The following is a 24,488-nucleotide window of genomic DNA, read 5'->3' as shown; positions in this document are numbered from 1 at the left end:
AGGTACGCTCATTTCTATCGAGCCTTTGGGGCTTTCTTGATTCGACACTGACATGGGTTGCCGTGTTTGTTGTCGTAATCGCTGTGGTGTTTTTCTTCTTTTCGAAAACGCCCCCGAAGACCGATGAACGCTTAGTTGCTGCGTTTGTAGAAATGCGTGCTGCCGAACAGCTCTATGGGGGTGAAACTCCTACAGGGCGTCTTGCTCGTCGAGAAATCCTGAACAAGTACGGCTATACCCGCGATGAATTTATCAAGGCTTGCGACAAAGTTCTTGACGACGGGAATAGCTGGGTGCCCTTCCAGATGGCGGTCTCTGATAGAGTAGATTCGTTGCTTGGAATTCCAAAAGTGGTTCCAGTGCAAAAGAAGGGGAAAAAATGATGAGAGCGTGTTTATGGGTTGTTTTGGTACTAAGCCTTGCGCTTTCTGCATTTGCGGCTCCTCCGCCGAAGCCCAAGCTTGTACACTGGATGAACTACACCGAGGCGTTGGAGAAAGCTAAAGGTTCGAGCAAACTTATTTTTGTGGACCTTTATGCGGACTGGTGCGTTCCTTGCCGCATCATGGATGCAAATACTTATACGGATCCGACTGTTGCATCGCTTTTGAATACGCGGTTTTTCCCGGTGAAGCTGGATGCGGATTCCCAAGATACGATTGTTTGCGATGGTAAACGCAAGACGGTACAGCGCTGCTATTTCGATGTGTGGGAATTGAACGTTTTACCTGCTATGGTTCTGATTGCTCCGAACGGACTTTCGATTTTGACGATAAAGGATTCATTTACTGCTGAAGAAATGAAGTATTTGCTTTATCAAATTCTCGAGAAAGAAAAGGAATGGATTTCTAAATGAGTGAAAATGTTCTCTTTTATGCTCAGATTGCATTCTGGGTTCTTTTGTTCTTGATTGTTCATTGCTATTTGCTTTTCCCGATGACGCTCCCGTTCGTGAGTGAAATCTTCAAGCGTAAAAAGAAAAAGGCGGAAGGCATCCCGGAGCTCCCGACCGTGTCTATCTTGATTTCGGCATACAATGAAGAAGCCGTGATTGAACGCAAGATCCATAACATTCTTGAAATCGATTATCCCAAGGAAAAGCTGGAAGTCTTGATTGGCGATGATGGCTCTGCAGACAAGACGGCAGAAATTGTCGCCCGCTATGCCGATCAGGGGATTACTTTGGTCAAGGCTCCGAAGAATGCGGGCAAGGCGGCCATGCTGAACCGCTTGCAGAAAATAGCTAAGAACGATATCCTCTTGTTCTGCGATGCAAATACGATGTTCTTCCCGAATGTGGTGCGTAAGCTTGTGGACCCGTTCAAGGATAAAAAGATCGGTTGCGCTTGCGGCCACTTGATTCTTTCGGACAAAAGCGGAAGCGTACTTGGCAAGGGCGAAAGCTCTTACTGGGACTTGGAAAGTGAAATCAAAAAGTTCGAAGGCGTGCTCGATCGTTTGATTGGAGGCAACGGTGCCCTTTATGCCATTCGTCGTGAACTTTATACGGAACTTCCGGTCAAGAAGAGCGTCATGGACGACTTCTTTGTGACAACGAAGATTTTGCAGAAGGGCTATTTCTGCACGTTTGTGGATAGTGCCATTGGTACGGAGCAGACTTCGAAGGAATCGAGCGGTGAATACAGGCGCAAGGTGCGCATTGGCCGTGCAAACTTCAACTATTTGTTCTCTTACTTGCCGCTTTTGAATCCGTTCCGCCCGCTGTTGGCTTACCTGTTCTTCTCGCACAAGATTGTGCGCTGGTTCTCGCCACATATCATTATTCTTTTGTACGTGGCAAACGCATTGCTTTTGACGAAGGGCTTGTTCTATCAGGTGACTTTTGGATGCATGACGCTTGCGTTCCTTGTTGCAGTGACAAAGCTTTTGCCAAGTGCCTATTACTTCTTGCTTATGAACCTCGCCATGCTCAAGGGATTCTTCCTTGCGTTTAAGCGTGAACGCAGTGGCGGCTGGGCCCGCGAAGCCCGCAGCGACGAGTAGTATCAGACGAAAGACCGCTACGCTGGTAGACGAGAGACGAAAGTATTGTGTCATCCTGAACGAAGTGTAACGGAGTCGAAGGATCCAGTGATGTCTTGTTTCGCAGTGTCATCCTGGGGCCTTTCGCTCGCGTCATCCTGAACGCGAAGCGTGAAGGATCCTGTGATGTCTTGTTTCGCAGTGTCATCCTGAACGCGAAGCGTGAAGGATCCAGTAACGTCTTGTTTCGCGTTGTCATCCCGCACTTGTTGCGGAATCACCATCTCGTAAGTGAATAGAAATTATATATTAGAGTGTCGAGATATGAAGAAAATTTTGATAACATTACTTTTCGCGCTTGCGTTTGTCGCTACTCCGGCGAGCGCTTTCACAATGGATGCTCAGGGCGGCTTTTGCAATCGCGTGAGCAGCATGGGCGATTTCAACATGAGTTTCTATGGCCATCTGTGGTATCCCATTGACCAGATGGTTTTTGCAGGCCTCGGCGTCGGTTATGAGGAACTCGACAACGTTGGGTATGTTCCCGTTTCTGGAAGCCTCTGGGTGCGTCTCCCGATTGGTCGTACTGTGTTGCCGATTGCTACAGGTGATTTCGGCTACATGTTCGGCAAGGACAATCAGATGTTCTGGCGCGCTGGCGGCGGACTCGACATCAAGAATGGTGACCGCACATCAATCATCGTTTCGACGGGTTACCAGTTCTTGAACCACTCCGGCGAAGGCTACTGGTACTTGCAAGCCGGCATTCTCATCGAGATGTAAATTTGTTTTAAATAATACTTGTTTTTTTTCAATAATTATGCCGCATTTGCGGCATCTCTTTTTTCTTCGTCATCCTGAACCCGTAGGGTGAAGGATCCAGTCAAATCTAGTTATCGCATATAACACTTTTATATATAAATTTACATTGGAAAATTTTAAACGTAGGAAAATCTCTTATGGAAAATAAAATGAACAAGTTCGGATTGAAAAGACTGCTCGCTGTTTTGGCGGTTGCCTTCGCATGCGTATGCATGTGGGGATGTTCGGACGATGTATCGTTTGAGTGGGAAAGGACTCGGCGGAATGCTAAGGTTATCGGATTTGTCGATGACTCGTTGGTGATGGTGGGCGATTATCGTTTTTGGTTGGAAGTCACGGAGTCTTGGAACGGGGAACACCTAGAGGAATCTGGAGCTGGAAACCCGCGTTTGTGTGTTTACAATTACCGAGTACAGGAAGAAGGGCCGAGATGGTGCGATTCTGTTGCGGAACGAAATAATTCGGGATGGTTTGGTGGACAATTGACAGATTCGATTATTTGGGGTGGCGATTTTACTGCTAAAATGAGAATGTGGAAAATTGGAGAACGGCCACATGAAATAGCTTTAGCGAGAAGGGTAGAGGATGGGTGTTCCGGTAAATTTAAAATAACCTCCATAAAACAGTGGCTTAATGGAACTTTTATTGCAAGAGGTGATAAATCGTTGAATGTAGAAGGTGATGGTTGCCAGTATGCTGTGTTGGATACGATGACAAGAACGTTAATGTTTAAACGTTTGGATGAACGTTTGAAATGGATTAAAGATTGTGACGATGTGAGGGCGTGGGGTGATGATGTGTATTGCATAATCTTGGATGATGAAGAGGGAAATAGTTTCGTTTTAAAAAACGAAAAAGATACGATTCCAACACCTCGAAAATTTGCAATTGGAGGTTTTTGGGGTGATATGATTAAAATGAGCGGAAACATTTGTAGCATGAATAGTGATGAAATTATCTGTTCCGATGTAATATGGTATGGTAATGAGTTGAGGTTTTATCAAAATGATAAATGTGTTGCGGAGTATTGATGGTGGCTGATTGTATGAAAAGATTTTTTCTTTTAGTGGTTATCTTTTCCATCACATGTTGGGCTGTTCCCAAGCCTATGGAAACGGTCGAAAAATATAATATTGTGTTAGTTCATGGTGCGTATCAAGCTGATAAGGGTATATAAAGCAAAAAAGCGGACTTTCGTCCGCCTTTGTTGTAGTTGTATCTTGCAGTTTATTAATCACGAGATTTAACTGGATCCTTCCGCCTTTTGCGTCAGGATGACGAAGTAGTCATTACCCCTTCGCGATCATTTCCATGAGTTCAGAGTCGAGGCGTTCGGGATTGTTGTACTGCGGTAAATCGTTGTGCAGCGATTCGCCTTTTGAAACGAGACCGAAGTCCAGATTCTTGTAGTTCCAGTAGCTGTAACCCACGTCGGCGTCGCGGAGGATGTCGAGGAAGTCGCGCATCCAGGCGAGCTGATACTTGCGGGGTACTTGTACGTAAACGCCGAACTCGTTGCAGCTTACGGGCAAGTCGTACTTGGCGCGGAAATCAAGAGCGTTCTGGATGCTGGCCTGCAACTGGGCCTTGTCCCACTTGCCATATTCCACATTCAAACGTGTCGTGCCGCCTGCTTCGGGGGCGGCGTAGTCGCCCGGCCACGGGCGTTCAATCTTGAAGAACGGATCGTCGATCCATGCGGCGCCCTGGTGCGTAAATGTCACCGGCGTGTAGGTGTGGAAACTGTAGATGGCATTGTCGTCATCGAGCGGTGTGAGGAATTCGAATTCCCTAGCACTGTTCCACTTGTTCGCGCCAACGACAATCGTGTTCTTCGGGGCGTGCTTGCGGATTTCCCAGAAAATTTCGTCCTTGACTTTGTCCCAAACCTTGGAATCACTTGCGGCCGGTTCATTCAAAAGTTCCATCATCACGCGCGGCATGGAACTGTAGCGTTCAGCCATGAATGCCCAGATCTTGCGCGTGTCCTTGCGGGCGTTCGCATCGGCAAAGAAAGCTTGTTCGTGGTTGCTGGCGAGGTGGAAATCGTGACCCGGGCACTTGTGAAGGTCGAGAATCACGTCCAGATCTGCATCCTGGATGTCCTTGAGCGCCTTGTCCAGGAGCGCAAAGATTTCTTCGTCCGGCTTGAGGTCGTCGCCTTTAAATAAATTAAAGTAGTCAACTGGCAAGCGAACGTGGTTGAACCCCGCATCGTGGATGCGCTTGAAATCGCTTGTTCCAAGGAACGTCTTGATGTGACCTACGACCCCCGGAAAACCGACAGGATCCTTTTCTTCGATGCAGTCTACCTGACTGAACCATCCGCCCAAATTCACTCCGCGCAATCTTTCTTTCTTCATGCGTGCCATCCCATACTTTGGCTGCCGGGGCAGCCGGTTGAATGAATAGGTTATTCGTTTACGATGTTCAAATCTTCGTCGGCGATGTTTAGGTCCATGATGACTTCCATATCGTCGGGAAGGTTATAAAAATCTACAACCAGGCCCACCTTCTTGTCTTCGTCTTTTTGCTTGTCGAACTGGACGACGTCGTAAATTTTCATTTTGACGACAGCTTCCTGCGTCACAGGAATTTCGATGGTCATGCCCTTGCTGATCGGGCCTTCTACAATCTTGCCCTTGAAAACCAGACTGGTCTGGTCTTCGCCGAGCGAGGTCTTCTTCACGTGAAATACAGCCATTATTAAGCCATTAACTTTTTGAATTAATCGGTTTGTTTTGACGTGGCATACAATTTCGCCACACATAAAAATTTAACTTTTTTACATGACTCTCCGTGTTGGTCGAATCCCTTTTTTGGTCTGTGCGCCGTTTTTCTTCAATTCTGTCGGGCGCGAGAATGAATTTCCCGATGTAGCCTTTGTCGATGGCCCGCCGAGTGCCCATAGTGCAGGCCTCAAGGATGGCTCTATCCACCTGTCTCCGGCGTCTTCGATTACGTTTGCGCAAAAGCCGGGCGCCTTTGTGCTCTCGCCTGTGCTTTGCACGTCGTGCTCCTTTGAGGTGCGGTCGGTCAAGCTGTTTTCACGTTACCCGATTGAGGAACTTTCGGGCAAAAAAATTCGCATGACATCGCAGAGCAAGACTTCTGTTACGTTATTGCGGATTCTCCTTGAAAATCGATATGCTCTTCGTCCGGAATATGTGCCGGGGCTTGCGGCTGAGTCGACTGACGATGCTTGCCTTTTGATTGGCGACTTGGCGCTTGAAGAAAATGAACGCCACCGCTTTGCATATAGTTATGATCTGGGAACTCTCTGGCAGGAATGGCAAGGATTACCTTTTGTGTTTGGTGCATGGCTGATTTCGAAGGATGCTCTGTCGACTCGCTTGCGCCCTGTTCTCGATGATTACATGTTGCGCTTGGAAACAAGCATTCGCGAGTTCCGTAAAAATCCGTCGCAAGCGCTGGACGTGTGGCTTGCGAAGTACCCGGTGAATTTGCCGCGCCCTCTTATCGAAGATTACTTTAGTGTGCTCGATTACCATTTTACTAATGAACGTAAACAATCGCTTACGTTGTTTTTCAAATTGGCCGCTCAAATGGGGTTAGTTGATTCCGCTCCGCCGATAGAGTTCCTCGAGTAATTTTATTTTATAGCGGTTGGAATGAGTGTTGGGATGGTAAGGAGAACAAAATGGTAGAGGAAAAAATTCTTATCGTCGACGATGATGATGTTGAATTAAAAAGAGACTCGGATATTCTGAAAGCGGTTGGGTACGAAGTTATCGGCTGCAAATCCGGTGCCGAAGCATTGGAGTACCTGAACAACAATCCCGTGGAGCTTGTGGTGCTTGACGTCAATATGCCAAACATGAATGGTTTCGACGTCTGCCTGAATATCCGCAAGCAGTTCCCGCTAGATGACTTGCCGATTATATTCCTCACGAATCAGGAAAATGAAGCTAGCGTTACGCAAGGATTTCAGTCGGGAGCTTCTGATTTTGTCTGCAAGTCTGCTGCGCCTGATATTCTGCTTGCTAGAATCGGTGTGCATCTGCGCTTGGCTCGTTCGCTGCGCAACTTGCGCGAAATCTCTTTGACGGACGACTTGACGGGCGCCTACAACCGCAGGCATGCCATCTGCTCGCTGCGAGAATTGTTTGCCCGTAGCAAACGCTATGGCACGAATTTTTCGATTATCTATTTTGACCTGAACGGACTCAAGAAAATCAATGACCAGCATGGGCATTTGGCTGGAGACTTGTTGCTCCGTTCTGTCGTGAACGTTTGCAATAAGTTGCTTCGCGAATCGGATATGCTGTTCCGCATGGGTGGTGATGAATTCATGGTCATTTGCCCGGATACCGATTTGAAGGGTGCGTTTGTCTGTGCCGAGAGAATGCAGGCTGCGGTAAAGTCTCTTACGATTGTAGACCAGACGGTCGCCTTTGCGTATGGCACGGCGAGCTCTACCGAAGACTACAAGGACATGGACGAGATGCTCCGCAGTGTCGATGCTTCCATGTACGACTGCAAACGCAAAATGCGCGCCGAACGCAGTTAGTAACTGGTTATTAGTTAATAGTTACTAGTTTAAAGTATGGCGGCAAAGCCGCAAAAAAGAGAAGCCGCGGAAATTTCCGCGGCGTTTTCGCTTTTTTCGCAATTGTCACCCCGGACTAGTTCCGGGGTCGCCATTCTTTTACGCAATCGTAGCCTTGACTGCAGCCAGCAGTTTCTGCATCCTTGCTTCGATGGTAGCCCAGTCGCCAGCCTTCATCAGTTCTGCATTGAAGATGCTCCCGCCAAAAGAAAGCAAGTTCGCGCTAGCCTTGAGGTAGCTTGCTGCATTCTCTGCATTCACGCCACCGCATGCCATCAACGGAATGTCGCGGAACGGACCGCGCAGAGCCTTGATGTATTCCGGACCGCCCACGCAGTTCACCGGGAAAATCTTGATGGCAGTTGCGCCAAGGTCGTAAGCCTTCTGCACTTCGGTCGGAGTGAGGGCTCCCGGGATAATCGGGATGCCTGCGGTATTCGAAAGTCGAATGACTTCGTGACGCGTATTTGGCGTAACGATGAATTCGGCACCTGCAGAAATCGCCTTTTCCACATCGCTCCCGTGACGGACGGTACCTGCGCCGACCTTGATTCCAAGTGGCTTTGCAATGGACTTGAGCTTTGCGATAATTTCGGTTGCTGCTGCGGTGTTCATCGTGACCTCAATCGCCTTGAGCCCGCACTTTGCAGACGCATTCACGCACGCTTCTTCGGCGCCCTGAGGAATGTCGCGGAGAATGCCCACGACCGGCATCGGTTGTAAAAATTCAAGGAAATTCATGACTTTAAAATAGCTTCTGAATAGGGAATGTGACAAGAAAAAATGAAAAAAAGCCGACTATGGTGAGTCGGCTTTTGTACGAAATATGTAAAAGGCTTATCGAACTTTAAATGCTTTTGTTGCCAGAAGCTTGTTGCCCGATACAAGCTTTGCGACCAGTGTACCGCGGTGCGATAGATCGGTGAGGTTCACCTGGGTCTGTATTCCGTTGAAGGTCTGGGTCTTCAGCTGGTTACCGAGAACATCGAAAATTTTAAGCGTCTTGGTGCCTTGAGCCGTAGCCTGCATGAGGAGATTCTTGCCGCTTAGCATCATGCGCGTCTTGTTGAAGCTAGGAACATTTTTGATGCCCATGCGATCGTCCGTTGTCTTGCCCGGGCCATATCCCCACAGGAGCGTTCCCTTGTCTCGAATGACTATGTAGGGATCCTTCGGAGCATCTTGAATATCGCCTTCGTCTTTATCCCAAGTTGGGGTGCCAGCGTAGTCAGGCATGTCTTTTTCGTCTTTGTGAGCGGTGAAACTCCAGGCGTCCGCTATTTTGATCTTGGTGGGCTCTCTGAGGGTTTCGCAGCTTACGCCTTCGGCACCAAAACCAGAAGTGATGCCAAGGTCAAATCTGATAGATTCTCCCACATCGATGGATGAAAGTGTAATGGGCTTTTCCCAGATGTAGGTCTTTGTTTCTTTGTTATAAGTTTCTTCAATTCGTACGGCATTGTCTTTTCGAAGAATTGTCCTCATTTGCTTGTCAAGATTACTGTCGCATGGCTTGCTATATCCAGCCATGTTATAAACCTGGCAAATATCTGAATCAAAAACAACACCGCAAGAGCTGACTTGCTTTTCTGTGGCTTCGAAATAGATGTAGGCGACAACGCTGTCTAACGGGACCAATGTTTCATTGGTAATCTTGATGTTGATGAAGTCGAGGTCTTCGAATGTGTAATGGTAGGCGCTGGCATATGCGCCGTTAAACGGTGTTGCTAAGGTCCTGCAATCATCGCACTTCTTTTCGTAGTAGTCGTTACCGCCATTGCTCACGATTGTAAGGGCCGAGAGGAGGACGGTGGATGCATTAAGGCAGGTTTCGGACAAATGATAATCTTCCCAGCTCTTGTTGTAGGGAACCATGGAGTTTGTTAGACCGGGGTTGGCTCCTCCAAAGAGGGCGCCCACTGGGCATACATAGTTGTAGGCGATGCTAGGAGAATTTCGTCCTTCGGGGTTTGATGCCCTGTGGTGGGGGTGTGCATCGTTCTTGTCGCCCACGCCATATACGAACGAAATATCCCAGGGGTTTACGCCGAACATATAGTTCAACTGGTTGATGCCGAGCTGTTTCATTTCGTCCGCTTTTAAATCGCTAGATGCCATCGTGGGGAATTTTAAGCTTTGCTTTTCGATGTCGGCAGCCACATCGGCATAAGCCAGTACATCGAAGATGTTGCCCATCTGATATTGATTGAAAATCCAATCCTGATCTGTGTGCATAGTGTACCAAGTCGGATCGTAAGATACGGTATTTTGTTTCCAGCCGATACCATGCTTTGGCAATGTAACAGATGTGGAACCAATTTCACTCAAGTCACCTAAGTTTGCAATCATGTTGGCAAGGCAGTCTTCGATTGCGGCGAGTCGTTCTTCTTCGGTAAGGCCGTATTCGGTTGTGGCCTTGGTCTTGTCGGCGAGGATTAATTTATACAAGGCGTACAGGGCGTAGGTATATGAGTTTGCCCAGCTTGTATTTTTTACATTCTTTATGAAAGATTTGTCTATTGTTACAAACCAGCCTCCTTCAAAGAATCCTGCTCCCTCGCCATACTCTTGACCGCTCACAAGGTTCTTGGTGCGGATCATATCATCGGCGTAATCTTTTTTGCCAGTGGCGTACAGGAGCGCTACTGAGGCAAGAGCCAAGTCATCGTTGAATTCGTTATTGCCGTTGTAGGCGGGTGTACTCCAGCCAGCGGCCCATGTGTTGTTCTTGAACTTTTTGCCTCCGTCGTAGGTGCTTTTGCCTTGGGCGAGTGACTTGGCAAAGTCGTACATCTTTTCGGCGACCATCAGGCAGCTGTCTGCAAAGTCCTTGTCGTACTTGGCGTAGTCTTTGCTCAAGATGGCAAGCCCAGCAATGATTTCGCCTGCAATGTTAGAACCGAGTTCTCCGAGACGGACGTTTCTAGTGGCGGGGCCTCCGCGGTCTGTTGCAGCGAAAGATTTGTCTGTGGGTAGTTTGTCTTGGGCTTCTGGGCGACCCCACCAACTGTGGTCAGAGCCAAAGTTGCCCACGGAAACAGGCATGTCATCGATAACGCCCTTGGCGAATTTGAATGCTCTCAAGAAAAAGTCAGCGCCGTGCTTTGCTTCGCGTAATACGTCAGGCACCTTATCGGTGTTTACGAAATCAGCTTGGTTGTAGGCGTAGTGGTCCACATCCTTTGAGGGGTTGGTGGCGGACATCACGGCCAAGGCCATAAATGCGAAAGCCTGCGTCTGTGATTCCTTCAGGTGATCTCCGCAGTCATACCAGCCGCCGGCAAGAGAGCCGGCCAATGATTCATCGAATGCCCCGCGGACGTCTTCTGCATCTGTGACGATGGGACCGCCGCCATCCTTGGTATGGCTTGGGCCGTGGAACCAGGACTCTGAATTGCCGCTACGCTGGATGCCAAAGAACTTGAGCGTGGCGTCTTTTGCCATGGTGTAAACGTCGTTGCTAACAATAAAGGTGCTTGAAATATCGTTACCGACCTTGATGCGCAATCGTTCGTTCGTCGGTACAGATTCGGGAATTTTTCCGATTTGAATAATGCCGGATGGCCCTGTAAATTCAACCTTATAACGCTTTGAGTCGTTTGTTCTAGTGTCTGTGCCGGCGATAATGGTCCAGTCGCTTTGAGTTTCGACTGTGCCTTTGGTGAATTTTCCGGTCAATTTGGTCTTGAGCGATTTGCCGTATGCGTCGACGACTTCGAATTCCGTGGCGGAGCCGACATAGTAAAATTGGCGTTCCTTGTCGCTTTCAAGGTAGCCTGCCTGGTTCACGCGGATCGGTGAAATCTTGGTGTTGATGGCGTCGAAATAGGCTTGGTCCAATGTGTCGGGCATGAGCTCGCCGGCTTTGAATCTCTCAGGAGTTTTTGCCTCCGGGAGCATGCCGGTTTTCTTGGTAACGCTTGTATCAAATTCTTCGAAAGCCTTCTCATCCCAGCTTAACGGCCATGTGGGTCTGATCAAGTCGTAAGGCGTGGTTGCCGCGATGGAGGGCAATGCGCTAATAGCCACAATTGCCGAAGCAAATGTGATTCTGTTTGCCTTTATATTCATGAGTTTTCTCCTTAAATACAAAGGACAATATAAAAATTTAGGCTTTATTCGAATCTTAGTGCTTCTATCGGGTCGAGCCTGCTTGCCTTGCGGGCGGGGTACCATCCGAAGAATACGCCGGTGGCAAAGCACACGCCAAAGCTCACGATGACGCTTGTGACCGAGACGCTCATAGGCCAGTTCATCGCAAACTTTACAGTTTCAGAGGCGGCAATGCCAAGTGCAATTCCGATGGCTCCACCGAGCAAACTGATGATCACGGATTCAAAGAGGAACTGCAAAAGGATGTCGCGGCCGCGGGCGCCAATAGCCATGCGTAGCCCGATTTCCTTGGTGCGTTCTGTGACGGACACGTACATGATGTTCATGATGCCGATACCGCCAACAAACAAACTAATCCCTGCGATGGCGGTCAGCACAAGCGAGAGCATGTCAGAAGTGCTTGTGACCATCTGGATCATTTCTTCTTGCGTGAACACGCGGAACGGATCAGTCGGTTTTGTCCAGTTGCGGCGTTCCTTCAAAATGGTCATGATTTCTTCGGTGGCTTTTGCAGCGTAGCCTTCACCGATGGAGTTCGCGTAAATCTGTCGGATATTCGTCGTGGCGGAGAATCGCCTCATCACGGTCTGGTACGGAGTGAAAATCACATCGTCCTGGTCTTGCCCAAAATCACCGGAACCTTTAGCCTTGAGCGTGCCGATGACTTTCAGCGGAATGCTCTTGTAACGGATTGTTTTTCCGATGGGGTTTTCATCTGCAAAGAGGTTCTTCACTACGGTCTGTCCGATGACGCAAACTTTTGACATGCGGTCGGCTTCGTCGTCAAACATTACGCCATCTTCTATTTCGTAGTTGCGGATTTTGAGGTAGTCTGCAGAGACGCCGGAAAGTGTCGTGGGAGAGTTATTGTTTCCAACTATAGCCTGGCCCCCGATGGTTACCATGGGGGAGACGCCGTTGATGTAAGTTGCGTTTTCGCGGATGGCGATGACGTCTTCTTCTTCAAGCATCTCGGTCGATTCTGTCTGGACGCCACCGCGACGGCTTTGGTTTGGCATGATGGTGATGGCGTTTGTGCCCATCGCAGTCATCTGTTCCTTGATGGACTTCTTGGAGCCTTCGCCCATGGCGACCATGGTGATGACGGCCGCAACGCCGATGACGATGCCGAGCACCGAGAGGAATGTGCGCATGCGGTTGCGGAACAATGCGCGGAGAGCAATCTTAGCTAATGTAAACGGATTCATTCCACTTCTCCTTCGTCGTCGTCTTCAAAAGTTTCTGGTGGCGGGAGCATTTCAAATGCAACTTTGGCATTTTGCACTTTCTCGTTGATGACATCTTTTTTCAGTAAACCGTCGCGGAGGGTGATGGTCCTTCCGCTAAATGTGGCGATGTCGGGTTCGTGCGTCACGAAGGCAATGGTCTTCCCCTGACTGTGCAGTTCCTGGAATATCATCATGATTTCGTAACTCGTGCGGGTATCGAGGTTGCCGGTCGCTTCGTCGGCGAGAATAATTACGGGATCGTTCACGAGGGCTCGTGCAATGGCCACGCGTTGCTGCTGGCCGCCCGAGAGCTGGTTCGGCAAGTGGTTCATGCGGCTTTCGAGCCCGACCATCTTTAATGCTTCGATGGCGCGGTGGTGACGTTCCTCGGCAGAAATCTTGGAATTATATAATAGTGGTAGTTCCACGTTTTCGATGGCGGTCGTGCGGCTGAGCAGGTTGTAGCTCTGGAAAACGAACCCGAGCTTCTGGCTCCGGATGCGGGCGAGCGCATCGCGTTTTAATGTTTCGGTATGTTGGCCATCTAATATATAGTGTCCTGAAGTCGGGCGGTCCATGCACCCTAGTATGTTCAACATGGTAGACTTGCCGGAACCGGATGTACCCATGATGGTCACGAATTCGCCTGGATAAATATCAAAACTCACGCCGCGGAGGGCGTGTACAATTTCGTCGCCCATCTTGAAATCGCGACGCAGGTTTTGGACTGAAAGTATTGGTGAAACAGCTTGCATAAAGACCTTTTTTCTCGCTTCTTTAGATGCTCTAACCCGTTGATTGGGTTGCTTTTACGTCGCAAGTATATGAAATTTATCGGTTTCAGTGTTGAAACACTCTAAAAACATCAAAAAATCATATGATTGTTATGTTTCTGAACATAAACGTTAATTTTTTTTTTATTTTATATTCCGAATTGGACCACACTAGGTGGTTGGTTCATGTGTCCTTGGAGATTATTTGATGAATGAGAAAATGACTCAGAATGTTTCGAGTAAGTCAGATGATGACGAAATCGATATTCTTGAGATATTGGTGTATTTAAAAAGCAAGTGGAAATTCTTGCTCATTTTCTTGATTTTAGGTATTGGTTTCGGTGGCCTTTTTTCGATGTGGCTTCGTCCTTCTTTCAGAAGCGACATCCTTCTCCAGGTGAATGTTAAGGGAAACAAACAGGGTCTTGCCCTTGGTGAAATGGGCGCTCTGCTTGATGTTTCTACTCCGTCTGCTGCAGAAATGGAACTCCTCAAGAGCCGCGTTGTTCTCGACCAGGTCGTTGAAGATGAACGCCTCTGTTTTTCTGCTGTCCCGCTGAATAAGATGGACCGTCTCAAGCATCGTGAAGGTCGTATGGACCTTGAGCTTCTCTCGATTCCACGCGCCTTTGTCGAAGCTAAGGGTGAACTTATTGCTCGCGTAACGGCGGACTCTAGTGCATACGAAGTGCTCGGACTAGAGGGTGAGGTCGTGTTAAGTGGTTCTGTGGGCGAGACATACCGCAAACCGTTTGCCGGTGATACCTTGGTTATTTGCGTGAAGTCCTTGACTGCGACTGTTGGTCAGACGTTCTTGCTCAATGCTGTGCATCCGCAGACTGCTTCTGCAAGCCTTCTCAAAGGAATCAGCATTTCGGAAGAAGGTAAGAATTCCGGCATCATCAGAGTGTCGTTTGAACACCGCTATGCAGATCGCGTTGCTGCTATTTTGAACACTATAGCAAATACGTACTTGAAGCAGAATATCGAAATGCGCAGCGCCGAAGCTAAGAAAACCTTGGCGTTCCTCGAAGAACAGCTGCCGGGTGTCAAGGCCAAGCTCGATTCTGCCGAACAGAAGTTGACATCGTTCCGCCATGCCAATGGTACGATTGACCTTTCTGGTGAAACCCGCGTTCACTTGGAAAAGGATGTTTCCTTGCAACAGCGCCTGCTTGAACTTGAACAGAAAAAGCAGGAAGCATTGCGCTTGTTCCGCGCTGAACATCCGACGGTGCGTACGATTGAAGAACAGCAGTCCAGACTTCGCCGTGAAATCGCAAAGCAGCAGCGTTCTGCCGCAAGCTTGCCGGTTGTGCAGCAGGAAGTGCTTTCGTTGCAAGAAGAAGTTGAAGTCAACAACAAGCTTTATACAAACCTGTTGAACAATATCCAGCAGCTGCGCGTGGTGCAGGCGGGTGAAGTTGGCAACGTCCGCATTGTGGACCAGGCCTACGTTCCGCTTAAGCCGGCCAAGCCGAATCGCAAGCTGGTGTTCCTTGGCGTCGTTTTTGCATTCCTGCTTTTGGGTTGCTTCATTGTCTATGTCCGTCGCATGCTTTCGAATGGCGTCTGCAGCAGCAGCGAAGTTGAACAGGCGACAGGCATTGGCGTCTATGGCAAGCTCCCGATGCTCGATGGAAAGACGCAGAACGATGTGTATAAACCTTGCGTTTCCACGAATCCGGATGATCCGTTTGCGGAAGGTATTCGCGCTCTCCGTACGGCTCTCGAATTTTCTGTCTTCTCTGACGGCAAGAAGATTCTCATGGTTTCTGGCCTTGTGCAGGGTGTCGGTAAGTCTTTTGTCTCTACAAACCTTGCTGCATCTTTTGCCATGTCCGGCAAGAAGGTGTTGCTGGTCGATATGGACCTTCGTCGCGGTCATCTATTTAAGCACAGCCAGAAGGGCTTGTGCGAAATGCTCGAAAAAGAAGACTATAGCGATGAATATGTCGTTCATGTGATGGACAATTTCTACGTTTTGGGTTCAGGTGCTCGTGTCGTTAACCCGGGTGGACTCCTGAACAGCTCTAGATTTAGCGCTTTCCTTGATGCATTCAGGGATAAGTATGACTTGATTGTTCTGGATACTCCCCCGGTATTCCAGTGCAGTGACGCATTGCTTGTCGAAAAGCATGCGGACTATCTGTTGTGTGTTTTGAAGCATGCAGCTCATACCATTGAAAGCATCCAAGATGCCTTGAATACTTTTGACCGCAGTACGGAAACACCGTTACAGAAGGCTTTCGTCTTCAATAAGTGCGAACGTCATGCGGGGTACGGCTATGGTAGTTACGGCTACTATGGCTATCACAAGAAATATTAACCAATAACAAGGAGAATAGATGAAAAAAATAGTCGCAATGTCTCTCTTGGCCGGTAGCTTCGCTTTCGCGCAGTCCGGCCTGACGGGCGGAGCCGATGGTCTCAATCAAAAGACTGCTCAGACTCTTGGTCAGGGTGGTTTTGTCGCTACTGTCGGTGGCAATGTCTCTTATGACTCATGGTCACTCTCTCGTGGCGGCCAGATTTCCAAGGCTGGTCAGAAGGACACGTTCCATGGCAATGATGGAAGCCTTACGGGTTTCGTCAGCTTTGCTGGTGGTGCAACCGAATTCTTGGACATCGGTCTTACCCTCCCTCTCTACTACGACCATGCCAATGCTCACAAGATTCCGGAAGGTGACTTGTGGAAGGCTAGCCGTGGTGACCTCGAACTTTGGGCAAAGGCTAAGCTTCCGTTTGACGAAATGACGGACGGCGTTTTCAACGCAGCTGTTGCCGCTCAGTTCTACTTCCCGACTGGTGACAAGTCCGTCGGTGTTCGTCCGCGTCATGCTTGGTACTTGCACGCTGATGGTGGTGAAACCCATCCGTACACCCTCCGCAACATGGCTTTCGGCGGTGAATTGATCCTCACTCTCGACCTCCAGAAGGTTGGCGCTCCGCTTCGTTTCAACGGTAACGTCGGTTTCGTCGGCACCGTGACGAAGGGTTCTAACACCTTGGTCTACGGTGGTGGCATCAACGTCCTCCCGACCGATTGGATGGACTTCTTCATTGAAGCTAACGGTGAATTCCGTGTAGAAAAGGGTGCTTATCCGCGTGACCCGGGTTACGATCCGTTCACCCTCACTCCGGGTTTCCGTTTCCACCTCCCGGCAAACATCGACATCGCCCTCGGTCTCGATGTGGGCATCCGTGCACTCTCCAACTTCACTTGGAAGTACAAGGACGAAATGCACAGTGCTGAACTCTACCAGCTCCACTACGGTGACAAGCATGGTAACAAGATCGTTTACGGTTACACCCCGACTCCGCGCTATGCCGGTACCGCCGCCCTCTCTTGGCGCTTCGGTAACGTCCGTGGTGCTGACGAAGATAACGATGGCGTAGCAAACAATATCGACCAGTGCGCAGGCACTCCGGCTGGTGCTGTTGTTGACGCTAACGGCTGCCCGGTTGACGCCGACAACGACGGTGTCTTCGACGGTCTCGACCAGTGCGCTGAAACTCCGGCTGGTGCTGTGATTGACGCTGCTGGCTGCCCGGTTGACTCCGACAATGACGGTGTTGCTGATGGCATCGACCAGTGCGCTGAAACTCCGGCTGGCGTTGTTGTTGACGCTGCTGGCTGCCCGGTTGACTCTGATAAGGATGGCGTTGCCGACTACCTCGACAAGTGCCCGAACACTGCTACTGGTGCTCCGATCGACGCTGCTGGTTGCCCGCTCGATGGCGACAACGACGGTGTTGCTGATTACCTCGACCAGTGCGCTAATACTCCGGCTGGTGTTGCTGTTGACGCTAAGGGTTGCCCGGTTGACGCTGACAATGACGGCGTTGCTGACTACCTCGACAAGTGCCCGAACACTGCTGCTGGTCTCCCGGTCAATGCTGATGGCTGCAGCCCGGATACCGATAAGGACGGCATCGTTGACGCTCTCGACAAGTGCCCGAATACTCCGGAAGGCGTCTCTGTTGACGAAGTTGGTTGCCCGGTTGACTCCGACAAGGATGGCGTTGCCGATCACCTCGACAAGTGCCCGAACACCCTCGTTGGCGTTGCTGTTGATAAGAACGGCTGCCCGAACAAGAACCAGGATCTCGACAAGCTCAAGAAGGGTATCCAGTTCAAGTCCGGTTCTGCTAAGCTCACTGCAAGCAGCAACAAGACCTTGAACAACATCGCTAAGTTGCTCAAGAAGCTCCCGGCCGTTAACCTCGAAGTCCAGGGTCATACGGACGACAGCGGTAAGGAAGAAAAGAACAAGAAGATCTCCGAACAGCGTGCACAGGCTGTTGTCAAGTACCTCGTCAAGAAGGGCATTGACAGCGAACGTCTCCGCGCAGTCGGTTACGGTTCTGACAAGCCGATCGCTGATAACAAGACGAAGAAGGGCCGCAAGCTCAACCGCCGTGTTGAACTCGTTCCGTTCGAAAAGTAATCTTCGATCTTAACTGAGAACTAAAAAGGGGCGTCCGCAAGGACGCCCTTTTTGTATATGAAGAATGATATAAGCCGCTGCGTGTACTGCGCAATACAAAAGGCGCACGGATAACCCGTGCGCCTTTTCTAATAACTAGTAACTAAACTTTAAATTTTGGTAGCCCAAAATAACTGGATCCTTCGACTCTCCCTATTGGGGTCGCTCAGGATGACCGTTCCTAGTTCTGAATTACTTCTTAAACACCCACTTCTTATAGAGTGTGAAGCTTACGAGCACGTAAACGACATTTGCAACGAAGCTTGCGAATGTCGTCGGCTTCATGAACTTCGAAACGAATTCTGTGAAGCTTGCGCACCAAGCGGCGTTTTCGAGCACGTAAATGCTTCCTTTGAGGACCGCCAGGTTCACGAGATACGAGCAGAGGAATACGACGATGAATCTTATGACTTCGGCGCGCTTCTTGTTTGTGCTCTTGAAATTCCAGATGCGGTTCATGATGTAGCTGTTGAGCCCGCCGGCGACAAATCCCAAGAAGTTTGAAAGAACTACGTCCCAGTCTAAGACTTCGTGCAAAAGCCAGACTGTAAAGAATGTAATGGCGGTGTTCATTACACCGATAGCGTTGTATTTGATAAAATGTTTCACGGCGGTAAAAATACTATTTTTTGCTACGATATGACCTGGATTACAACTAAGAAATGCAGTGCTGCCAGCGCTGCAGATATGATTCGTAATGGCGATGTTCTCGGGGTTTCTGGATTTACTTTGGCTGGATACCCCAAAGCGGTTCCCTTGGCAATTGCTGCGCGCGCTGAAAAATTGCACGAAGCAGGTCAGGAATTTAAGGTAACGTTGTTTGCAGGTGCCTCGACGGGCGACAGTTGCGATGGGGCTCTTGCCCGCGCAAAGGCAATGTCTCTTCGCATGCCTTACCAGTCCAATCCGAGCTTGCGCAAGGCGATTAACGATGGCAGTATTCGTTACATTGACGCTCATCTCGGTAAGATGGGTTACCTTGTGCGTACTGGGGCTGTCCCTGCGCCGACGGTTGCAATTATAGAAGTTTCTGCAATTTTGCCGGATGGCCGTGTCTGCCTCTCGACTTCGGGCGGTAACTCCGTTTGCTATCTGGAAATGGCACCGAAGATTATTTTGGAATTGAATACACGCTTGGGCGATAGCTGCATCGGCATGCACGATAACGCTCTTCCGGAACTCCCACCGCATGCAAAACCGCTTGCGATTTACAGTGCCGGAGATCGCGTGGGTGGTGAATTTGTTCAGATTGACCCGAACAAGGTCATTGCGATTGTCGAAAACGAAGCATATGACGAAGTGACTCCGTTTGTGGAACCTGATGAAGTCTCGAAGAACATCGGCGAACGCATCTTGGACTTTATCCGATTCGAAGAATCGCATGGCAGGCTCCCGAAGGGGCTTGCTTACCAAAGCGGTGTTGGCAAGGTGGCGAATGCGGTACTTTGCGCGATGGCTGACGATGACCGCCTGGGACAAATTGACCTTTACACCGAAGTGATTCAGGAAGCGGTGCTTCCGCTTTTGAAAAAGGGCAAGCTCGGCATCGCCTCTGGAACGGCCTTGACGCTTTCACAGGCGGCGCAGAAGGAATTTGTTGAAAACAGCGCTGAATGGAAAAAGCATTTCATTATCCGCCAGCAAGAAGTGAGCAATAGTCCGGATGTGATTCGTCGCTTGGGCGTGATTTCTATGAACACGGCTCTAGAAGCGGATATCTTTGGCAACGTGAATAGCTCGCTTGTGTGCGGTTCTGCGATGATGAACGGCATTGGCGGCTCGGCTGATTTTGCACGAAATTGCGCACTCGGATTTTTCCTCACGCCGTCTGTGGCAAAGGGCGGTGCGATTTCGAGCATTGTGCCTTACGTGAGCCATGTGGACCATACCGATCACGACACGCAGATTTTTGTGACGGAACAGGGACTTGCAGACCTTCGCGGTTTGCCGGTCGAAGAACGCGCCCGCCTGATTATCAAGAACTGTGCCCACCCGGATTACCGCGATGCTCTCACGGATGTTCTGGAGTACGGTCTCAAGCATGCAAAGGGCGTCCATTTGCCGCTTGCGCTTTCCCGCGCTTTCGAAATGCACACCCGCTTCTTGGAAACAGGCAAGATGCTCTAAAAGTTCTTGATAGCTGATTGAACGGTCACTACAGATTGTATAATAAAGCACCTTTTTAAGGTGCTTTATTTTGTAATGTCCTATTGCGTAATTTGTGTAAAAATTATATTTTTGTTACGGGGTGTTTTCGTGTGGTAAAACTTGATGGTAAAGGGGTTTTTCTATGGGATTCTTTTTGCAAAAGAATTTTAGAGACCGTTCTTTTTGGTCTCGCGTAACATTTCCTATTTTGTTGGCAACGCTATTTGTAGCGTGTGGCGAAGACACCGTAAATAATTCAGACCAGTTTTCAAAAGATGATCCTGAGTTGTCTAGCGCCGATGATAGCGAAGTGTCCTCTTCTAGCGTAGCTTCTGGTAGCAAGCGCTCTTCGAGCAGTTCTAAGACTTCTGTCACGGATTCCCTTTCATCGCAGTCGGATGAAGATTTGGTAAACGACAGCCTGCTTGATGTCGCCTATGTTCTTGTGGATGGAACGGTTTCTGGTACGATTGCGTTAGACGGATTTGCAAAGTCGGCCAAGATCAACATGGTGCAGCTTGATTCTGCCGATGGCTACAAGGAAACGAAAATTGAATTTTCGGGTGATATCGGCAAGAATGGCGATTATGAAATCAAGAAGATCAACTTGCCTCAGCCTTATGTGATGTTCTCTGCAGAAGGTACGGTTGAAAATGTTGTCGATGGAACGTCTTCTACGGTTACGCTTTCGACGCTAGGCGATATGACCTCTGGGGAAGTTTTCAACTTGAACTTGCTCACGACGCTTGAAGCGGAACGTACAAAGGAACTTTTGGGCGGAAAGAATAAAGCTTCGGTCGAAGCGACAAAGTATGAGGCTGCCGAAGACGTGTGGAACATGTTCCACCTGGAATCGATTGATTTCGATATTACCGAAAATATTCACGTATCGGATGCCGGTGAGTCTGGGGCTGCATTGCTTGCTGCTACGATCTTGTTGCAGGCTGGCTCCGATGGCGATTTTGCGAAGTTCTTTAAGGCCGTTGTTGCCGATATCCGCAAGGATGGCAAGTGGGATGACGCCGATGCAAGGATTGCCATTGCTGACTGGGCTTTGGCAAACGACCTCAAGGATGGCTATGCCGCGCTCCGCAAGACTCTTGAAAAGCGACTGGGCAAGGCTGCTGAATTTGAATGGTACCTTAAGAACTTTTATTTGAATGAACTGAAATTCCCGGCTTGCGATGACGAGTCTGTCGATGATGTTTTCTTTGTCGGTAATAAGTCTAGCAAGTTCTATGCGGCAAATTACAGCGATGTATCGAAGTCGACGGAACGCTTTGTCTGTGATGAAGAAAAAGGCTGGATTGCGATTCCAGACGAAATGAAGGATTTCATAGACGATGCAACTCCTGCTGAAGATGGCGAAGTGCGTCGTGGCGCATTCTCGGGCAAGTTCTTTGTGTACGATGGCAAAAAGAAAGAATGGCGCGAAGCAACCGCTGTTGAAAAGGACCGCTATTTTGTCCTTGCCTCCAATGCTAAGGAATTTGTCGATATTCAGGATGTCTACGAAAGCATCAAGGACGATGAACGCGTGATCTTTGTGCTCCGCCATGCAGAACGTGGTACCGATACGAGCAAGGGCGGGACGCTGACGAGCGATGGTAAGAAACAGTCCGAAGAAGTCGGTGCTCGACTCACGAAGTTCAAGGAAGACTTTGTTCTTGGTGCCTCTGAATTTTTGCGCGCTCACCAGACTGTAGAAAGTATTGCGAAGGGCCGCGGTCAGCAATCCGATATCCGTGATACGATTCCGCAGTTGAATGACGACTGGTATTCCAAAAATGCCGAGGCCGTCGAAAAGGCGAAGAATGAATGCGGTGGCGGCTGGGAAGTGACTTCCAAGTACGCTTACACGGGTGCTTATTCGACAGGTGCCGATGCAGCATACTATGATCTTGCTGAACGCTCGGTGGAGCTCATCGAGGATGTGCTTTTGAAAAAGTACCCGACAGAAAAGTTTGTGCTCCTCAGTTCGCATGACAAGTTGATGGTGCCGCTTGTTGCCTACTGCTCAAATTTGCAGGTGGAACTCAAGAAATATGATGGTGGCAAGTGGATTAACTACTTGGCTGGTGTTGCCATTATCATTGACAAGGACGGAAATCGCCGATATGTGGCTATTCGCGGTTTGGAATCTGGATACGCGAACTAAAAATTACTAACATTCAATCCATGCGGGTTTGGATATTAGCTTTATTGGTTTTGCTATGGGCGGGTTGTGATTCCGTCCGTTATGGCTCTGATTTATGCGAAGGCGACGAATGCGAGGCGGTGGTAGATTCTAAAAATCCTCAGGATTCGTTGTCTTCAGAAAAAGCACCCAAAGACGGTAAGAGCAGTTCGTCGGTGAGCAGCTCTTCGCAAAGGGATGTTCTCCGTTCCTCGAGTTCTGTTAAAGATTCTGTTGTTGCCAAGCCCATTACCGATACGACTATTACCGGGAATTACACTTGCAGCGATGGCGAACTGATTCCGGTTGATGATGAAACGGCTGTTGATGACGATGCTACTGATTTTCGCAGGGCTGGCGTTGCCATTAAGGGCTTTGCTGAGAAGGGACCGTTCCGTTACGGTACGTCTGTGAAGATTGTGGAACTTGATAGCCTGAAGCGGCTTGCCGATTCCAAGCGGACTCACGAAACCTGCATTGTCACTTCGAATGGAACCTTTAGTTTTGACAGTGTCAACCTTGTTTCGCCTTATGTGAGAGTCGAAGCAAATGGTTATTATATGAACGAATTTACGGCGAGTCTTTCGACATCGCTTGTAAAGCTCAATGCAGTTGTGGACTTGTCCAAGCGCGATTCTTTTAACGTGAATATCCTGACGCACATGGCTGCCCCACGTGTGATGAAGCTTGTCGAAGATTCGGGCAATAACCAGCCGATTGGAAGCCAGAGCGGGCGTGCATTGAGCGACGTGCTTTCTTCGTTCGGCATAAGCCTTGGCGGATCGTCTAGCGGAACAGGCTTTGGTCAGGGATTCCCTTGGGGGCGTGGTCAGACGACAGCATCCTCGGACACCTCTGCAGAAGATATTAGCTTGTTTGGTTCTGGCGACTACAGTGCCGCGCTCCTTGCGGTTTCTGTGATGATGCAGAGCTATGCGCCGGATGGCGATTTCCTTTCGCAGGCAGACTATATTGCAGAAGATATTCGCGGCGATGGCAACTGGGGCGATAACGCTTCGAAGGCGAAACTTGCAGATAAGCTGTTGATTCTCGATGCTGAAGGTGGCCTTGCAAAAATCCGCAAGAACATGGAAGGCTGGAAGCTTGGCGATGTGCCGAACTTTGAAAAGCATGTGCGCAATTTCTGGACGAGTACGCATGGCTTTGAATCTTGCAATGCGATGACCAATGGAATGGTGAAGCATGTGGGCAACAGCCAGAGCGAGTATTTTGTCTCTTACTATGAACAGCCCGAAGGTCCGCGTATCCGCTTTATTTGCGATGGTTCCATCAAGGCCTGGCGCGTGGCGACGGACCTTGAAAAGGATACGGTAGGCTTTGGCGCTGGCGATTACGATGGCCAGATCAAGAATGGTAAAATCAATGCCGATAAGTTCTACGTTTACGAACAGAGCAAGAAGTCTTGGCGTGAAGCAACCTCGGATGATATTCAGGAATTTGTCGATGTCGAAGATGTCTTGAAGAAACTTGCTCCTGGCGAAAAGGTCATCTTTATCTTGCGCCATGCCGAACGCACGGACGATACGGGTAAAAACGGTCACTTGACGGCTAATGGCAAGACACAGTCGCAGTCGGTGGGCGCTAAGCTTAAAGGCGAAAACATTTACTTTGTGAATTCGACGTACACGCGTAGCTACGAAACCTGCGAGAACGTGGCGGCGGGTGCGGGCGTCACGAGCATGGGTAACGACACTTTGCCGGAACTCGATGGCGACTGGTTCGTGAAGGCCGAAAATAAGTTTGAAACGTACAAGAACAACAATGGCGGTGGCTGGGTTGTCGCTTCGGAATATGCGTACAAAGGAAGCTATACCGATGCATACTATCCTCTACAGTCCCGTGGCGAAGAATTTATGACCGAGATTGTGATGCCCCGCTTTGCGAAGGTAAACCGCGTAGGCGTGTGGATTTCCCACGACATGATGGTTGTGCCGCTGACGGCGTTCTGCACGAACGGCAAGGCAAATCTCCGCTATTTCGACACGAAACAGTGGATCAATTACCTCGCTGGTGTGGCAATCATCCTGGGGACCGACGGTACCCTCCGTTATGAGCCTGTGAAGGGTCTTTCTTCCGGTACGATGACGATGTAAAATCCCTAAAATTGCTATATTCACGCGCGTTGATTTTTATCAAACAGTTCACTTAATTAAACATGGACGC

At 49.3% G+C, this 24,488-nt stretch carries 20 protein-coding genes; 13 read left to right on the top strand and 7 right to left on the bottom strand.

All coding sequences use genetic code 11. The annotated features are described in order from the left end of the window. The first annotated feature begins 62 nt into the window (after positions 1-62). The 6 genes from B7991_RS11475 to B7991_RS11450 all read left to right on the top strand — a co-directional run bounded on the left by B7991_RS11475 (position 63) and on the right by B7991_RS11450 (position 3,836). Positions 63-383, top strand: coding sequence for a hypothetical protein (locus B7991_RS11475; protein ID WP_235002987.1), 321 nt, complete (start codon positions 63-65; stop codon positions 381-383). Beyond that, on the top strand, positions 380-856 hold the full coding sequence (locus B7991_RS11470) for a DUF255 domain-containing protein (protein WP_088630949.1): 477 nt from the start codon (positions 380-382) through the stop codon (positions 854-856). Before B7991_RS11475 ends, B7991_RS11470 begins: the two co-directional genes overlap by 4 nt. After that, a complete protein-coding gene (locus B7991_RS11465; RefSeq protein WP_088630948.1) occupies positions 853-2,004 on the top strand; it encodes a glycosyltransferase family 2 protein in 1,152 nt (383 codons plus the stop codon). The genes B7991_RS11470 and B7991_RS11465 overlap by 4 nt, the downstream gene beginning before the upstream one ends. A 95-nt stretch (positions 2,005-2,099) precedes the next feature. Then, positions 2,100-2,282 (top strand): hypothetical protein, encoded by a 183-nt coding sequence (locus B7991_RS14690; RefSeq protein WP_141099872.1) that lies wholly within the window; start codon positions 2,100-2,102, stop codon positions 2,280-2,282. Between the two features lie 25 nt (positions 2,283-2,307). After that, the gene (locus tag B7991_RS11455) at positions 2,308-2,766 is read left to right on the top strand and encodes a hypothetical protein (protein WP_088630946.1); all 459 of its coding nucleotides are present in this window, start codon (positions 2,308-2,310) and stop codon (positions 2,764-2,766) included. Between the two features lie 176 nt (positions 2,767-2,942). Then, positions 2,943-3,836 carry a hypothetical protein gene (locus B7991_RS11450; protein ID WP_088630945.1) on the top strand — a complete coding sequence of 298 codons (894 nt, stop codon included), beginning with the start codon at positions 2,943-2,945 and terminating at the stop codon, positions 3,834-3,836. A gap of 258 nt (positions 3,837-4,094) precedes the next feature. Here the strand turns inward: B7991_RS11450 and B7991_RS11445 are convergent, their stop codons facing one another. Together B7991_RS11445 and B7991_RS11440 are read right to left on the bottom strand one after the other, a co-directional pair. Continuing rightward, complete coding sequence (locus tag B7991_RS11445) at positions 4,095-5,168, bottom strand: glycoside hydrolase family 5 protein (RefSeq protein WP_088630944.1); 1,074 nt, start codon at positions 5,166-5,168, stop codon at positions 4,095-4,097. 50 nt (positions 5,169-5,218) lie between these two features. Then, entirely contained in the window at positions 5,219-5,509 is a 291-nt protein-coding gene (locus tag B7991_RS11440; protein ID WP_015732053.1) for a hypothetical protein, read from the bottom strand. A gap of 85 nt (positions 5,510-5,594) precedes the next feature. Between B7991_RS11440 and B7991_RS11435 the strand changes: the two genes are divergently transcribed. Both B7991_RS11435 and B7991_RS11430 read left to right on the top strand, forming a co-directional pair. Next, positions 5,595-6,416, top strand: a complete 822-nt coding sequence (locus tag B7991_RS11435) for a menaquinone biosynthetic enzyme MqnA/MqnD family protein (protein WP_088630943.1) — start codon at positions 5,595-5,597, stop codon at positions 6,414-6,416. A gap of 50 nt (positions 6,417-6,466) precedes the next feature. Then, the gene (locus B7991_RS11430; protein WP_088630942.1) at positions 6,467-7,336 is read left to right on the top strand and encodes a diguanylate cyclase; all 870 of its coding nucleotides are present in this window, start codon (positions 6,467-6,469) and stop codon (positions 7,334-7,336) included. Between the two features lie 138 nt (positions 7,337-7,474). Here B7991_RS11430 and B7991_RS11425 read toward each other — a convergent pair whose 3' ends face one another. The 4 genes from B7991_RS11425 to B7991_RS11410 form a co-directional block, all read right to left on the bottom strand. Continuing rightward, complete coding sequence (locus B7991_RS11425; protein WP_088630941.1) at positions 7,475-8,116, bottom strand: bifunctional 4-hydroxy-2-oxoglutarate aldolase/2-dehydro-3-deoxy-phosphogluconate aldolase; 642 nt, start codon at positions 8,114-8,116, stop codon at positions 7,475-7,477. Between the two features lie 96 nt (positions 8,117-8,212). Further along, positions 8,213-11,446, bottom strand: coding sequence for a glycoside hydrolase family 9 protein (locus B7991_RS11420; RefSeq protein WP_159462302.1), 3,234 nt, complete (start codon positions 11,444-11,446; stop codon positions 8,213-8,215). Between the two features lie 44 nt (positions 11,447-11,490). After that, the gene (locus B7991_RS11415; protein ID WP_088630939.1) at positions 11,491-12,696 is read right to left on the bottom strand and encodes an ABC transporter permease; all 1,206 of its coding nucleotides are present in this window, start codon (positions 12,694-12,696) and stop codon (positions 11,491-11,493) included. Then, positions 12,693-13,472 carry an ABC transporter ATP-binding protein gene (locus B7991_RS11410; RefSeq protein WP_088630938.1) on the bottom strand — a complete coding sequence of 260 codons (780 nt, stop codon included), beginning with the start codon at positions 13,470-13,472 and terminating at the stop codon, positions 12,693-12,695. Before B7991_RS11410 ends, B7991_RS11415 begins: the two co-directional genes overlap by 4 nt. A gap of 226 nt (positions 13,473-13,698) precedes the next feature. Between B7991_RS11410 and B7991_RS11405 the strand changes: the two genes are divergently transcribed. Both B7991_RS11405 and B7991_RS11400 read left to right on the top strand, forming a co-directional pair. Further along, positions 13,699-15,819, top strand: a complete 2,121-nt coding sequence (locus B7991_RS11405; RefSeq protein ID WP_088630937.1) for a polysaccharide biosynthesis tyrosine autokinase — start codon at positions 13,699-13,701, stop codon at positions 15,817-15,819. Positions 15,820-15,838: 19 nt separating this feature from the next. Next, on the top strand, positions 15,839-17,941 hold the full coding sequence (locus B7991_RS11400; RefSeq protein WP_088630936.1) for an OmpA family protein: 2,103 nt from the start codon (positions 15,839-15,841) through the stop codon (positions 17,939-17,941). Between the two features lie 231 nt (positions 17,942-18,172). Here the strand turns inward: B7991_RS11400 and B7991_RS11395 are convergent, their stop codons facing one another. Further along, the gene (locus B7991_RS11395; protein WP_088630935.1) at positions 18,173-18,589 is read right to left on the bottom strand and encodes a GtrA family protein; all 417 of its coding nucleotides are present in this window, start codon (positions 18,587-18,589) and stop codon (positions 18,173-18,175) included. Between the two features lie 30 nt (positions 18,590-18,619). On the opposite strand from B7991_RS11395, the gene B7991_RS11390 reads away from it, so the two are divergent. The 3 genes from B7991_RS11390 (at position 18,620) to B7991_RS11380 (ending at position 24,418) form a co-directional block, all read left to right on the top strand. Further along, positions 18,620-20,107 (top strand): acetyl-CoA hydrolase/transferase C-terminal domain-containing protein, encoded by a 1,488-nt coding sequence (locus B7991_RS11390; protein ID WP_235002988.1) that lies wholly within the window; start codon positions 18,620-18,622, stop codon positions 20,105-20,107. Positions 20,108-20,270: 163 nt separating this feature from the next. Further along, positions 20,271-22,286, top strand: coding sequence for a histidine phosphatase family protein (locus tag B7991_RS11385; RefSeq protein ID WP_088630933.1), 2,016 nt, complete (start codon positions 20,271-20,273; stop codon positions 22,284-22,286). Positions 22,287-22,330: 44 nt separating this feature from the next. Then, the gene (locus tag B7991_RS11380) at positions 22,331-24,418 is read left to right on the top strand and encodes a histidine phosphatase family protein (protein ID WP_254917954.1); all 2,088 of its coding nucleotides are present in this window, start codon (positions 22,331-22,333) and stop codon (positions 24,416-24,418) included. The last annotated feature ends 70 nt before the right edge of the window (positions 24,419-24,488 follow it).

Origin of the sequence: Fibrobacter sp. UWB3 (genome assembly GCF_002210405.1) — a bacterium.
Taxonomy (GTDB): Bacteria; Fibrobacterota; Fibrobacteria; order Fibrobacterales; family Fibrobacteraceae; genus Fibrobacter.
Note: the sequence above shows the minus strand (reverse complement) of the source record. Positions and strands in the feature narration are given on the sequence as shown.